Source organism: Phycisphaerae bacterium (assembly GCA_018003015.1).
Taxonomy (GTDB): Bacteria; Planctomycetota; Phycisphaerae; order UBA1845; family PWPN01; genus JAGNEZ01.
Genome location: JAGNEZ010000066.1, coordinates 1 through 14,235, shown reverse-complemented (window position 1 = coordinate 14,235; position 14,235 = coordinate 1). Strand labels below are relative to the sequence as shown.

Annotated in this window: 12 protein-coding genes; 9 read left to right on the top strand and 3 right to left on the bottom strand. The window is 63.1% G+C overall.

The window, feature by feature from the left end; genetic code table 11:
- Positions 1-742: 742 nt before the first annotated feature.
- Positions 743-946 carry a hypothetical protein gene (locus tag KA354_20810; GenBank protein ID MBP7937093.1) on the bottom strand — a complete coding sequence of 68 codons (204 nt, stop codon included), beginning with the start codon at positions 944-946 and terminating at the stop codon, positions 743-745.
- Positions 947-1,120: 174 nt separating this feature from the next.
- Between KA354_20810 and KA354_20805 the strand changes: the two genes are divergently transcribed.
- Positions 1,121-2,536: a sulfatase-like hydrolase/transferase gene (locus KA354_20805; GenBank protein ID MBP7937092.1), complete on the top strand. Its 1,416-nt coding sequence runs from the start codon at positions 1,121-1,123 to the stop codon at positions 2,534-2,536.
- Positions 2,533-3,219 (top strand): endonuclease III domain-containing protein, encoded by a 687-nt coding sequence (locus KA354_20800; protein MBP7937091.1) that lies wholly within the window; start codon positions 2,533-2,535, stop codon positions 3,217-3,219. The genes KA354_20805 and KA354_20800 overlap by 4 nt, the downstream gene beginning before the upstream one ends.
- Here the strand turns inward: KA354_20800 and KA354_20795 are convergent.
- Entirely contained in the window at positions 3,191-3,934 is a 744-nt protein-coding gene (locus tag KA354_20795; GenBank protein MBP7937090.1) for a CPBP family intramembrane metalloprotease, read from the bottom strand. The genes KA354_20800 and KA354_20795 overlap by 29 nt on opposite strands.
- 243 nt (positions 3,935-4,177) lie before the next feature.
- Here KA354_20795 and KA354_20790 point away from each other — a divergent pair, with 243 nt between their 5' ends.
- From KA354_20790 to KA354_20780, 3 genes are all read left to right on the top strand, one after another.
- Complete coding sequence (locus KA354_20790) at positions 4,178-4,627, top strand: Hsp20/alpha crystallin family protein (GenBank protein ID MBP7937089.1); 450 nt, start codon at positions 4,178-4,180, stop codon at positions 4,625-4,627.
- Positions 4,628-4,661: 34 nt separating this feature from the next.
- Positions 4,662-5,063, top strand: coding sequence for an Hsp20/alpha crystallin family protein (locus KA354_20785; GenBank protein ID MBP7937088.1), 402 nt, complete (start codon positions 4,662-4,664; stop codon positions 5,061-5,063).
- A gap of 105 nt (positions 5,064-5,168) precedes the next feature.
- Positions 5,169-5,672 (top strand): Hsp20/alpha crystallin family protein, encoded by a 504-nt coding sequence (locus KA354_20780; protein MBP7937087.1) that lies wholly within the window; start codon positions 5,169-5,171, stop codon positions 5,670-5,672.
- 276 nt (positions 5,673-5,948) lie between these two features.
- Here KA354_20780 and KA354_20775 read toward each other — a convergent pair whose 3' ends face one another.
- On the bottom strand, positions 5,949-8,330 hold the full coding sequence (locus tag KA354_20775; protein MBP7937086.1) for a DUF1343 domain-containing protein: 2,382 nt from the start codon (positions 8,328-8,330) through the stop codon (positions 5,949-5,951).
- A gap of 516 nt (positions 8,331-8,846) precedes the next feature.
- On the opposite strand from KA354_20775, the gene KA354_20770 reads away from it, so the two are divergent.
- From KA354_20770 to KA354_20755, 4 genes are all read left to right on the top strand, one after another.
- Positions 8,847-9,632 (top strand): nucleoside recognition protein, encoded by a 786-nt coding sequence (locus KA354_20770; GenBank protein MBP7937085.1) that lies wholly within the window; start codon positions 8,847-8,849, stop codon positions 9,630-9,632.
- Between the two features lie 17 nt (positions 9,633-9,649).
- On the top strand, positions 9,650-10,186 hold the full coding sequence (locus KA354_20765) for a spore maturation protein (GenBank protein ID MBP7937084.1): 537 nt from the start codon (positions 9,650-9,652) through the stop codon (positions 10,184-10,186).
- Positions 10,187-10,349: 163 nt separating this feature from the next.
- Positions 10,350-10,910 (top strand): cob(I)yrinic acid a,c-diamide adenosyltransferase, encoded by a 561-nt coding sequence (locus tag KA354_20760; GenBank protein ID MBP7937083.1) that lies wholly within the window; start codon positions 10,350-10,352, stop codon positions 10,908-10,910.
- 102 nt (positions 10,911-11,012) lie between these two features.
- The coding region (locus tag KA354_20755) for an O-antigen ligase family protein (protein ID MBP7937082.1) at positions 11,013-14,235 on the top strand (3,223 nt) is incomplete at its 3' end.

Genomic DNA, 14,235 nt, shown 5'->3' with positions numbered 1-14,235 from the left:
GAACTGGGGCGCCCTTTCCCCCTCCCCCCCGGGCCGACCATGGGCGCTGTGATCGGCACGCATAAACAAGAGCAGGTCCGTCTATCGGCCACACTCGCGCCTAGCCTACCAAGACATCAAGACGGTTTAACGTCGGAACATGTGACGCTGAATCGTCTCCTGATCTAACCTTTTTTCCGTCAATAACCTAAAGTCAGGCGAGAGTAGGCACCCAGACCCAGGGCGGCGAAGACACTGTCGCCTTGATGCGGCCATTCGTCACATCCGCTAAAGTCAACCCATTTTGACGCGGGACAGGCATAGCTATAAATGACTGTCAATAAACATGTTACGTATGATCGCAGCTTTCCAGAGCGGCCTTAGCCATGGACATGGGCTGGGAATGAGGCTTGCCTAAACCAGAGTCACGGCGTGTGGGGACACGGCCAGTGGAAGCAACAAGGCAGGGAAGAACGCATGGACATGTCGCTGGTCATCTTCGACTTCTTTGCCCGGAAGGTCAAGATCATCGTTCTGACGTTCCTCACCTACGCCGCACTCTGCTGACGCGACTTGCGCAGCCGCAAGCCAGCTGCCCCCACACGTCACCCGGGATGAGTCGCCGGGGCTGACCAAGCTGTTCGCTTTTCCAACCATCCGTCCTTACCAAGTGCATGTTCGAATCCCCCTTGAATCAGCCAAGCCTTGGCTCGCTTGTCATCTTCGCGGTGTACGTTCCAGAAAGCGGTTGAGCTCCGCAGGATCAGTTCCTGAAAACGAGGATCGCACGTCGACGTCGGGAATCCGGCCACTCGTACCGGACGATGTCCACGCGACCCGGCACGGCGGTGACCACATCCTCGCTCTTGCCGCCCTCGACCCTCGCCGGACAGACGGCTTCCGCGACGCCCAGACCACCTAGAAGATCACCCAGCAGTGCAGCGACCCGCCATCGATGGCGGGTCATGCGACGGCTCCTTCTCTCGCATCCGCATCCCCGGGAATCGGAAGGGGTATGATGATAACGATCGGTCGCTCGCCGTCCCACCCGGTCGAGATGTGGCGTTCACTGCGGCTCATGGGTAGGATCACCGGGATCAATGATCGGACTACAGCACGCATGCGGCAACGAGGGGCCTGTATGAATTGCCCGGTTGAGTTCCTGGTGTCCCGGCGGCCGGCGCCCTATGGCCTGTCGCGGCGGGCGGCATTCGCGTTTGCCATGGCCCTGTTCGCGGCGGGGCCGGCTGATGGGGCGAATCGACCGAACATCGTTCTTCTCACCACCAATCACCAGACACCGGGGCTGACCGGTTTCGAAGGTCACCGGCAGATCAAGACGCCCAACCTGGACGAGTTGGCCAAGGAGAGCACGTTCTTCCCGCGATGTTACACGCCGACGCTGCAGAGCACTCCTGGCCGGGCCTCAATCCTGACCGGCCAGTATCCGCATGCCCTCAAGACCGCAGCTCATGAACCCGGCCTGCCAGCGCGGGCGGAGACTCTCAGCGGGGCCCTACACAGTGCCGGCTACGTCTGCGCGATCGTGGGCCAATGGGAGCCGCTCGGGGAGAAGGCGTTCACGCCGGATCACGGGTTCACCGACTACACGGCGATCTGTGCCCCCTCGTCGTGGCTCGACCGCCAGGTGTGGTTCCAAGGCAAGGAGGCCAAAGCCGACCAGCATCTCACCGAGTGGATCGCCGACCGGGCGATCGAGTACCTGGCAAGAACGCACGAGAAGCCCTTCTTTCTCTGGGTGAACTTCGTCGAGCTACCCGAGTTGCCGACCCTTCCGCCCGGAGTGGAAAATGCCTACCCCCCGGACACCATCGAGCTGCCCAAGTCTGTCAAGACCATCCCCGATCGTCGCCCCCCTGTACTGCTCAACACGAACCTGGTCAGAAAAGGCCAGCACATGGATGAAACCCAGGTTCGCAACGCCCGATCGAAGTACTACACGATGATGACGTACACCGACACCCAGATCGGCCGCGTGCTTAAACGGATGAATGACCTGAATCTCCGCGAGAACACCGCCGTCGTGTATGCATCAAACAGTGGATGGGCCTTGGGCGACCATCAGCTGTTCTCGACGGGCCCGGCGTTCTATGAGGAGCTCATCCGCGGGCCACTGCTGGTGCGATATCCGAGCCTGACGAAGCCCGGGACGAAGATCGAGCGGATCGTCAGCCTCGTCGATCTCGCTCCGACCTTTCTGGAGCTGGCGGGTGTGACAATCCCGCCAATCGTGCACGGTCAATCGCTGCTGCCGGTCCTGCGCAATCCGGGGGCAGCTAGTCATCGTGACGAAGCCTTCGTGAGTTACTCCTCGTCACCCGGCGAGCCTTCCTGTATTGCCCGGGCCATCGTCACCGACCTGTTCAAATACGTCGAGTACATGCAGAGCGAGAGCCAGCTCTACGATCTCAAGCGGGACGGGGACGAACTGCACAACGCCGTGGGCGACATGGAGTACGCCTCGGTTGTGAAGGTGCTCTCGACCCGCCTCAGGAAATGGCAGGAAGCCACCAAGGACTCCGAGTTCAGGAAATGAGTACCCGCACCTCGCAGACCCTCAAGGCCTTCTACGATGCGATGTTCGAGACCTTCGGACCACAACACTGGTGGCCGGCGAAGAGCTCCACGGAGGTCATCATCGGAGCCATCCTCACGCAGAACACCGCATGGCGAAACGTGGAGCGGGCTATCGCCAATCTCGCGGCGGCCAAGGCCCTGGACTGGAAACGGCTGCACGAGATGTCCGTCGAAGAGCTGGCAGAGCTGGTTCGCCCGGCAGGAACGTACAAGGTCAAGGCCCACAGGCTCAAGTCGTTCGTCGAGTGGCTGTGGGATCGTTACCAAGGTGATCTGAAGCGGATGTTCAACACCTCGCTTGATGCACTTCGTGAGCAGCTCCTCAGCGTGTCGGGAATCGGCCGGGAAACAGCCGATGCGATTCTGCTCTATGCGGGGGGGATGCCGAGCTTCGTGGTGGACGCCTACACGGCCCGGATCCTGTACCGGCACGGCCTCACGGATGACTCGGCCGACTACGACGAGATCAAGGATCTGTTCGAATCGAACCTCCCCGAGGATGCCACGTACTTCAACGAGTATCATGCCCTGCTGGTCCAGGTCGGCAAGCTGCACTGCCGCCCTCGCCCGAGATGCGAAGGCTGCCCCCTGGACCCTTTCGAGCACGAGGATCTCACCAGAAGACCCAGTCGTGACGAGTGATAACATAGAGATAGAGGGCCAGGTTGGTCACGCCGTGGACGATCATCAGAAACAGCAGGCTTTTCTTCCAGTAAAACAACACATTGAAAGCCATCCAGCAGAGGATGCTCACTCCCCAATTCGCCGGATGCTGCACGGTGGACAGCAAAGCCGTGCCCAAGAACGACAGCCAGGTGAACGTCCCGAGCGGGACGGTTTCGAACCGCTGCCAGTTGACCAGCGTACGCAACATGAAGCCGCGCCAAAAGAGTTCCTCGACCACGGGAACGGTGATCGTGGCCACGGTGATTCGTAGGACGGCTTGAGACGCCCAGGCCGCGGTGGTCAGGTCCACGCGCGGATCATGAACGTCCGGGCCCGGGCGGAGACCGAACCAGCTGCCGCCCAAGCCGACCGCGTTGCACCCGTACTGGCCGAGCACCCAGCCGGCGGCCGCCAGAATGCCGAGGACGATCGCCAGGAAAACATGCGGCCTCCCCAGCGAGGGCAACCTGCGGCGAACAATCCAGAACGCGACCAGACCACCGAGGCCACGAATGGCGATAGGCACGGCCATCCACTCTTCGGGAACCTTGTCATTGAGCCCCAACAGAATGAGGTACATCATGAATGGGGCCATCCAGACAATCTCTGGACGGGTATCCAAGGTCTCGGCCAGCCAGCCGGCGTCATGGCCCGGCGTCGGCGTACGGGGCGTTGTGAATTGGTCGCTCATGGGCCCTCGGCATCGCAGTTCGTTGAGAAGACTATCGGCCAGCGGCCCAGCGGTCATCCCCAGAAATCGGATCCTGCCGTGCCAATCTGGCATCTGGCATGATCGCCGAGACCGGATGGCACCGTAAAATCTTGAACGACAATGATTTACGGGATACAATGATCACGGCACACTCTTTGCACTGCTGGCAGGCGTCTTGAGGGAGTTCCTTGATGGGCTTTTTTCCGAAAGGAGGCAGTGAACATGTTCGCAAAACTGGGTGAAGGCGGCAACCCGATCCAGCAACTCCGCGGCGAGGTGGATCGCCTGCTGGGCGACTGGGTGGAGGGTCTTGCACCGCTGGTCGGATCCGGCCTGTTCGGGAGCTCGGCATTCCCGGCCCTGAACGTCTGGGAGGACGAAGGCAGTCTGTACGCCGAAGCGGAGATGCCCGGTCTGAAGATGGAGGACATCGAGATTCTGGTCTCCGGCCGCGAACTGACCGTCAAGGGCCAGCGTAAGGAAGGGGATAGCACCGACGAGGTCTATCACCGTCGCGAGCGAGGCACGGGTCCGTTCAGCCGAGTGATCCGCCTGCCCGTTGATGTGGACTCCGGGCGGGTCGAGGCCATGCTTGCGTCCGGCGTGTTGACCCTGAAGCTGCCCAAGGCCGAGGCCGCCAGGCTGCGGAAGATCCAAGTCAAGTGCCTGTGAGTGTACCTGCTGTAGACCGAAAGGAGGTATTGCCATGGTGGACAGTGCCGTTGCCAAGAAAACCACTGAAGCCGAAGTCGCCCAGGCCGAGCGAACCCGTAGCGGACGCGCTTACCGACCGAACGTGGATATCATCGAGAACAAGGAGGAGTTGCTGGTCGTGGCCGATATGCCCGGGGTGAACAGCAACAGTATCGACGTGAAGTTCGAGAACGGCTCACTGGAGATCCACGGCCGGGTTCCCGTGCGTCAAACACCGGAAACCCGTTACTTGCTACGCGAATATGGCGTCGGCGATTTCTATCGCAGCTTCCAAGTCAGCGAGGCAATCGACGCATCTCGGATTACGGCCGAGTACGCCGATGGCGTGCTCACGCTACACCTGCCCAAGGTAGAGGCAGTGAAGCCTCGCAAGATCGCAATCAAGATGCTGTAGGCCGTGCTCGGCGGGTAATAATCAGCGTTCAGCCAGAGGAGGATACTGGCGGCACAGCAGGAACACGCGAGGCGCGGGCCTGCGGATGAAAGGATGGTTCGACGCATGAGTCTCATACCCTGGCGCACGAAGCGGGTGGACACCGAGAACCGTGACCCCGCGGCACAATCCGCGATTGAACGGTTCCGCCACGAACTGGACCGGCTCTTCGACAATTTCCTTCAGGAAGGCAAGAGCGGCTTCGACCGGCTCCTCTCGCCGATCACCGGCTGGGGGCCGGCCGTGGATGTGTCGGAAACCGAGCAGGATATCACCGTCCGAGCTGAGCTCCCCGGCATCGACCCCAAGGACCTCGAAATCCAGGTCACGGCCGACAGCCTCAGGATTTCGGGCGAGAAGAAGGACGAGTTCGAGGAGAAAAGAAAAGGATACTACCAAGTCGAACGTAAGTTCGGCTCCTTCCATCGCATCGTCAAACTGCCCACTGAAATCGACCCGGACAAGGTCGACGCGGAGCACCGCAACGGCATCCTGACGATCCGGTTGTGCAAGACAGCGGGAGCCAGCGCCAGGCGCATCTCCATCAAGCACACCGAAGGGCAAACCTGACGCCCAACCATGCCCCAGGCCGGACACTTCTCGCCCGCCACCACCGCTGATCGTCCCTCACCAGCTATGGTCGGAAGGAGACCACCGCCGGGGTGTCGGCTTCAAGGGTGAGCCGGGCCGGTTCATCGAGCTAACCGATGACGACGCCATTGTTGGGGCCGAGGCGTTTGTGGGGCCGACCTGGGGGCGAAGGGGCACGGCAGGGTCTTTCGTTCGCCCCGCTCCCGGTTGCCGTGCTGCGGCAGGTCGCGCCGGCAAGGGTTGCCCGCGCGTTCCTCAGCGGGCGTAGATCAGGTACTGGCTTCGCACCTTCTTGAACGCGTCGAGCGGCTCACGCCAGCACTTGGGCAGTTCGTCCGGACGGGCCACGGCCTTGATTGCCTCGGTCACCTGGGCATTGCCCACCAGGTTGTTCATCTTGTCCACCTCGAACTGACTGCCAAATAGACGCGACAGGTGCCAGCCGATGGTCAGGCCCGAGCGAACCGGCTCAAACAAGTTCCGATCGGTCAGCAAGACGTAGATGCCCTGACACTCTTTGCCCGCGAGCTTGGTGCCCGGGACGGGAGTGAATTGGATGGGCACGAAACGCACACCCGGAAGCTTGGCCCCGTTCAGAGCGGCGACCAGCTTCCTGCCGTCGATCCAGGGAGCACCGAAGCACTCGAAAGGCTGATCGGTCCCCCGGCCAACCGAGAGGTTACAGGCCTCCAGCAGGCAGATGGCCGGGTACAGCGTGGCCTGGGTCAGGTTGCGCATGTTGGGTGACGGATTGACCCACATGAGGCCAGTCTCATCCCACCACATCGTGCGTTTCCAGCCCTCCACCTGCACCACGGTGAGGTCGCAGTCAATCTTGTATTCGGCGTTGAACATCTGAGCGAGTTCCCCCACGGTCATGCCGTGAACCACGGGCAGAGGACCGAAGGCGGTGAATGCCCGGTTGGGCTTGTCGTAAATCGGGCCGTCGACCCGGATGCCGGTGATCGGATTCGGCCGGTCGAGCACGATCATCTTGAGCCTGCCCTTGGCGGCCTCCTCCATCGCGTACCCCATGGTGGCCACGTAGGTGTAGAAACGTGCCCCAACGTCCTGAATGTCGTAGACGATTGTGTCCACACCCTCGAGCATCTCCGGCGTCGGCCGGTTGGTCTTGCCGTACAGGCTGTACACCTTGAGACCGGTCTTCTCGTCTACCGCGTCGCCGACCTTCTCGTCGAGCTTGCCGTAGAAGCCGTGCTCCGGTGAGAACAGCTTGACGACCTTGACGTTCGGGGCGGCGATGAGCAGATCGAGCGTTCGATTGCCCTCACGGTCGAGGCCGGTATGGTTGGTGATCAGTGCAACCTTCCGCCCCTCAAGCAACTTGAAGCGGTCGCGCTTGAGCACGTCGATCCCGCAGAGTACCTCGGCCGGCTTGCCCACCGCGTTGCGCGTTTCGCCCGTCGGGTTGGATGCGGCGCCCGCCACCACCGGCGGACGAACCATCGCCGGCAGATAGCCCTCCGCCGGGCTTTCGATCAACGCGCTGGCCACGACCGTCGCCACCCGCCGGCGGAGATCAATAACGGTTCCCTTACCATCCGGATGAACCGCATTGGTCAGCAGTACGACATAGCAGTCATGGTTGGGGTCGATCCAGAACATCGTGCCGGTGAACCCGGTGTGCCCATAGGTCGAACCCGCCTCGAACAGATTGCCTCGCGCGGAGGAGAAGCCGGTGCTGACATCGAATCCGTAGCCGCGGCAGCCGGTGCCATCAGGCAAGCACCTCCCGCGGGTCATCTCCCGGACGGCCAGCTCGGAGAGGATTCGCTTGCCATCGAGGGTCCCGCCGCTGAGCATCATGCGGCAATACCTGGCCATGTCATCGGCGGTACTGAACAAGCCCGCGTGGCCGGCGAATCCGCCGAGGGCATAGGCCCGCGGGTCGTGCACTTCGCCGATCATCCAGTGGCCGTCACGCTGCTCCGTCGGAGCACATCGCGGCTTGAGTTCATTCGACGGCATGTAGCCGGTGTCCTTCATGCCCAGGGGCTCAAACAGCTCCTGCCTGGCAAACTGATCCAGCGACCGGCCGTCGACCACCTTGACCAACTCACCGAGCATGATGTAGCCGACGTCGGTGTAATCGAAACCGGAACCCGGATCGTAGATCGTCTTCAGAGCGAAGATCTTGGCCAGCGACTCGGCCGGAGTACCCCTGTAATCGTTCAGCGAGTTGTCGGGGACAAGCCCACCGCGATGCAGGAGCAATTGCTCCACGGTTACGTCTCGCTTGCCGTTGGCGGCGAAGTCGGGGAAGTACCTGCTGACCCGATCACTCAAGTTGAGCTGTCCGCGTTCGATCAACAGCATGATCGAGGTCGCGCAGCCCACCGGCTTGGACACCGAGGCCATGTCGAAAACGGTGTCCGGCGTCATGACCACCTTCTCCGGCTTGACCGCCTTGTGGCCGTAGGCCTTGCGGTACACGACTTGACTGCCCCGGCCAACCAGGAGCACCGCCCCGGGCAGCTCACCTCGCCCAATCGCCGCCTCAATGTGCTTGTCGGCCCAAGCCATCCGGGCAAGATCGAATCCGCCCGTGTCGGCCAGGACCACGGAGAGAGTTGAGAAAGCCGCCACTACGCCGATCAGGTGTGCCCTGCCACGCATATCTTGCTCCCGTTCTGCAATTACATAACACCGCGCGCATTGTACACGATCCCAGGAAAAACCCAGCGCGGACGGACACGGCCAATGCCCATCGGCGCCAGTTCCCGGCGATCGTCACCGGCAAGGGAACCATCGCCCTCTCGCACACAGGTCCTCGGACAGGCCGGCGGCGAGCCACTCCAGGCGATGCGGCGGACTCCCAAGAACGCTTTTCATCTGCCGTCCCGCGTTTGGCGGCAGCTGGTTCACGCCGCTTCTCCCAAAGGCGTCTTTCGGCGAAGGTCTTCGTGTTCAAACGCCCGACCGGGACTGACCGCGACGGTCCTTTGTTCATCAACCGCTTACCCTACCGGCGGCGCCTCGCCTGGCCGTGCTTCCTGCCTTGGATCAGGTCAGCACGACACAAGCCTCTGGCCGCCACAGCACGGCCGAGTTTCCCTTCTCCGGCGTTGCGGCGTGCGCCGAGAGGATTACCATGCCCCTCGGACTGATTTCGGTCACCATGGGAGCGTTTTCATGCTGAACAAGATCTGGTTCGCGTTGCTGCTGATCGGACTCCTGTATGGGCTGGGCAAAGCCCTGTTTGCCCCACCGGCGCGAATCGTCCCCGCGACGACCGCGCCCGCGTCGGCGGACTCGCCCGCGGGGCCTTCGCCCTCCCGAGCGGAGGCGATGAGGGAGATGGGCAAGAAGCTGACCACGTCGGCCGTGGACGCGGCCAAGGCAAGCGTGGACATCTGCATCAGTTTCATCGCGATCATGGCCTTGTGGCTGGGCTTCATGAAGATCGCCCACCAAGCTGGGCTCATCGAAGGGCTCGCCCGGCTGCTCCGCCCACTGCTGAGATGGCTGTTCCCGGACATCCCCAAGGATCACCCGGCTGGCGGCGCGATCGTCATGAACATGGCCGCCAACATGCTGGGACTGGACAACGCGGCCACCCCGCTCGGCCTCAAGGCGATGAAGGAGCTGCAGACGTTGAATCCGACCCATGACACGGCCACCAACAGCATGGCGACGTTTCTGGCGATGAACACCGGGAGCCTGACCCTGGTCCCGTTCAGCATCATCGGCTACCGCATCGCCACCGGCAGTAACGACCCGGCCAGTCCGGTCGTGGCCATGATGATCGCCGGATTCTGCACCACGGTGGCGGCCATCTTCGCCGCCCGATTCCTGCAGCGGTTCTACCCGATGCCGGCGGCCGCAGAACGCGTGCACCCGGCCTCTCCAGTCGACGCCCCGCTCGACAAATCCGAGCCCGCAACCCAGAGCGACGGCGACCAGGAGGTGAAGTCATGACCGGATTCCTCGACCAGATCCAGATTGTCAGCCAATGGGCGGTGCCGGCCATCTTTCTGGCGATCATCCTGGCCGGCTGGGGCAGGAAAGTGCCAATGTATGAGACCTTCGTCGCCGGGGCCAAGGAGGGTTTCGACGTGGCGGTGATGATCATTCCCTACCTGGTAGCGATTCTGTCGGTGATCGCGGTTTTCCGAGCGAGCGGGGCCCTGGACGACCTGAAGACCGGGCTCGGGTGGCTCATGGCCCAGGCTGGCCTGAGCGAGCACGTGGATAAACTGGAGTTGCTGCCGCTGGCCTTGATTCGACCGTTGTCGGGCAGCGGGGCGCGCGGGGTCATGCTTGATCTGTTCAAGTTTCACGGCCCGGATAGTTTCATCGGGTATGCGGCATCAGTGATTCAAGGCAGTACCGAAACAACGTTCTACGTGCTGACCGTGTACTACGGGTCGATCGGCATCAAGAAAATCCGGCACACGCTAGCGGCGGCTCTGCTGGCTGACCTGGTGGGCGTGATCGCGGCTATCGTCCTGGCGACCGCGTTTTACCGGTGAGTTCACCCACCGTGTTCCGTGGCGTCGGGCTGCGCTGTCCGGCGCCCTGGGCGTGGATCATCTGGGACTTGAGCCCGGTGGGCGCTCTGTCTCTCGGTATGATCGGCCCTCACAAAGCCCGCCCGCGTTGACCGACCGGGGGGCTCTCTGTAGCTTGCAGGGAATGAAGCTGTATACACGTGACGGCGATCATGGAGAAACGTCGCTCTTTGACGGAAGCAGGGTGCCCAAGAGCGATGCGCGGGTCTGGGCGTACGGCGAGGCGGACGAGTTGAACAGCCTGCTGGGCTGGTGCCGATGCGCGGCCGACGGGACTGTGGTCGGCGAGCGTGCCCAGCGAGTCCAGAGCGAGCTGTTCATGATCGGGGCCGAACTGGCCACGCCCCCCGCCGCTCGAAGCGTTCCTCGGGCCGAGCACGTGGGCGTGGAAGAGGTGCGAAGGCTCGAGGCGTGGATCGACGAGGCTTGCGAGGCGACCGGTCCGCTGGCCCATTTCATCCTGCCCGGGGGCACCGAACTGGCCGGCCGACTGCACATTGCCCGGACCTGCTGCCGGCGGGTCGAGCGGACCGTGGTCTCCCTCCACCGGCAGGAGCCGATTCGCGAGGAGATCATCGTCTATCTGAACCGACTGGGAGACCTGCTCTTTGCCTGGGCCCGTCAGGCGAACCGCGAGGCCGGAGTGGCCGACATGGAATGGGCAGGGAGACAAGATGAGAAGTGAGACTGGGGAAGCACGACGGACGGCTATCCCCTTCTGCCGACTAAGGGCCGAACTGAAGAAAGCCGGCAACGAGAAGCCGGCTGCTCATCCGAGACCACAACCATGTCCGAATCTCCGATCAACTACACAGGAATCACCATGAACGAGCCGCTGCCGGGCGCAGAGAGCAACCGGCCGGGCTTGACCGCTGCGGAACAGGTCCTCGTCGTGGTGGCCATCGTGACTCTGGCCGCATGCTGTCTTCTGATCAGCGCCGGTGAGGGAGTTGAGGTCGGCCACAAGCCCTGGAAACCAGGTTCGGCCCTGCGAGCCCTGACCAGTCTGATGGTCTTCAACCACCAGTATCCCACCCGTCAGGGCGTAGAGATCAAGTGGCTGGTGCAGGGGATCGGTACGGCCATCGTCGTTTTGGTGGCCGCGATCGCCTGGTTCGGCAGATCGCGCCGCGAAGAAGGCCCCTCCGCGGAGGCGAGTCTGGGGCGCGGCCTGGACTCGGCAGCCTTGCGCCGGGACATTCCTTCATCAGACCTCGCCCAAGTGTTCCTGCTGTTGATGGCCGCCTGGTCGATTCTCAGCTACCGGTGGTCACCCTGGCCCGAGGTCGCGTGGGGCGAGGGGCTGCGCCAATTGGGTTTCGTCCTCTGGGCCATTGCCCTTGGCCGCACCTTGACCAGCCGCGGCGTCCGGTACGTGGCCCTCGGACTCACCGCGGTTCTTGTGGTGACGGCGGTCATTGGCATCTGGTACCACATCGAACGAGCCCCCGCCCAGCGGTTGAAGTTCCCAATCGGCAACCCGATCTTCTTCGCCGCATGTCTGCTGCCGGGGATCATGATGGCCGTCGGCGGCCTCGTCGGGGCGAGGCTGCGGCTGGTAGGTATCACTTGTTCCAGTGCAGCTTCGAGTGGTCCGTCAAGCTCCGATTCAGCCGCCACCCGGTTGATCTGGGGCCTGGCCATCTCGGGCGTAGTGTTGATCATCCTCTCATGGGCCTTCTACTGGGCGGACTCTCGCGGCCCCCAGATGGGACTGGCCGTCGGCCTCATGATTGCCGGCTGCTGCCTGGCGACGGGCAGGAAACGGCGCATCCTGCTGGTGGTCATGCTCGTGGTTCTGGCCATGCTGGCCGCCGTCTGGCTCAGTCGGCGGACGGATACGGCCGTGTTCCGCCTCTACTGCTGGTCGTACGCCCTGAGCCTCTTCATGGAGCGCCCGCTGATCGGACACGGCCAGGGAAGCTACGTGCTTCTGGCTCAAGCCTTCTCACGGAACGAAGCGGAGTTGAACCCGAGCCTCTTCCCGGCGGAGATGCTCGGGCACGCCCACAACGAGTGGCTGGAGATTCTGGCCGACCTGGGGCTGATCGGCCTGATTCTGACGGCCCTGGCCCTGGCGGCAACATGCTGGGGAGGCATGGTCGCCTTGCAGCGGGCGAAGACGGGCTGTGAGCGATGGACGATCTTCGCCCTACTTGGCTCGTTTGTGGGGATTGTGGCCTGTGAAGCCACCGACGTTGGTCTTCGAATGCCGGGCTTGCCTTTGATCTACTGGACAGTCGTGGGCCTGCTTTGGGCAGCGTCGCGCGGCGGCGAATGCACCGCCCTGCCTGCCCGGCGATTCGGGGGATTGGCTCGGGTGGCCGGACTTGGGGCCGGCGTGGTGGTCTGCGCCGCGACGCTGGCGATATCGGCGCGGGACTGGCAGGGCGCCTTAGCCGACTACGCGGTCACCAGGCACTCGTCCAAGATGGAGTGGGACCCGGCCCTGAAGGAAGCCGAGATCGCCGCGAGCGGCCGCCTGTCCGTTGAGGCAAGGCTTTCGGCAGCCAACCTGGCCAACATGACGGCAACGCAGGCGGCGGGCTATCGCTGGCAACAGCTCCAGAGAATGCTGGTCCGCCAGGAGCGGCCGGACCGGCTGCCGGTCGGCGTCCTGGATCTGATCCGCGAGGATGTGGCGGCCTTCGGTGCATACCGAGAGAAGGCTCTCGCCAACGGGGAGATGCTCCTGACGCGGATGCCGGGCTACCCGAACGCGGCGGGGCGAATGGCCGATGTTGAGATGATTCAGGAACAAATCGAGCATCTCCAGGAGAAGCTCGGCCTGATCGAGAAAGCCCAGTCCCATCTGCCAAAGATCCGGGCCCTGCTCCTGGCCGAGTTCCAGCGGGATCGGCTGGATCCGGTACACGGCCTGCGCGCGTTCCGGGCGTGTGACGACAGGCCCCTGACCGACCGCGTGGACTTCCTGAGACTCCCCCTCCGGAGCGGACCGTTCTGGCCAGCCTCGTTCGAGATGGGCTCACCCCTGGGCCTCGACCTGATCGACGGATTCAACGCCGCGATCGAGTCACTCATGGACGACCAAAGTCTCTCCTTGCTGCTCGACCGGTATGTCCAGACCGCCCGAACCGCCCTGCAGGACTCCGATCCCAAAGCCTGCCTGGAAACGTACATCCCCGAGTCTGTCCGACTGGCGGCCAGAACCCATATGTTGAACGGCGAGTTCGCCAGAGCGGCGGATCTGGCCGGCCTGGCCACCGCTCTGTCCCAACAAATCGAGCCGCGATTCCCCGCCGCGGTCTCACTGGCCCTCATCGACCAGGCCCAGTACCTGCTGCTGGCCTTCCCGAACGAACCAGCGAAGGCGCTTGAATCCTGCCAAGCTTCGATCAAGCGGTGGCCGAAGACCGGCGATGCGGATCACACCCGAGCCGTCAACCGCAACCTGGCCTTCTATATGCTGGCCAGCGGCAACGAGGAGCAGGCCCGCAGGCAACTGACGAGTACTCGGGAAGCCAAAAGCGAGGCGGAGCTGAACTACCTGGTAGGCCTCGGCTACAGCGAGCTCTGTCAACAGATGGCCAGTCTCTTTCCGCCCAAAGATCGCCCCACGTGGTTCGCCGACACCATGGAGAAGAGCCTGAGACTGGCTCCCGACTGGCCCAACACCCGCCTGCTGGCTACCCACGTCTCGCTCGAGATCGGCGACTCGCTGACGGCCATGAACCATCTGGCCGAAGCGGAGAAAGCCCTTGATGACCCGGGACGCTTCCAGTCCGCTCTGATGGCTCTGACCCAGCGTTTCCCCGACAATCCAGATCTGCAGGCCTTCGTCAAGCAGCGCATGCCCGCCGAGCCCACCACCCCTGTTCCAGTCGTATCGCGACCCGCCTCCGCCCCCGCCTCCACGCCGAGCCCGCAAGCGCGGGCGCCCCGAGAGGTACACACAAACCGATCGCTCGTTCGGAAGTACGAGCCGATCACCCCACCTCCCCGCGGATGTGCAGGCTGTCGCACCCCCGGCTGGCCACGCGAGATACGGG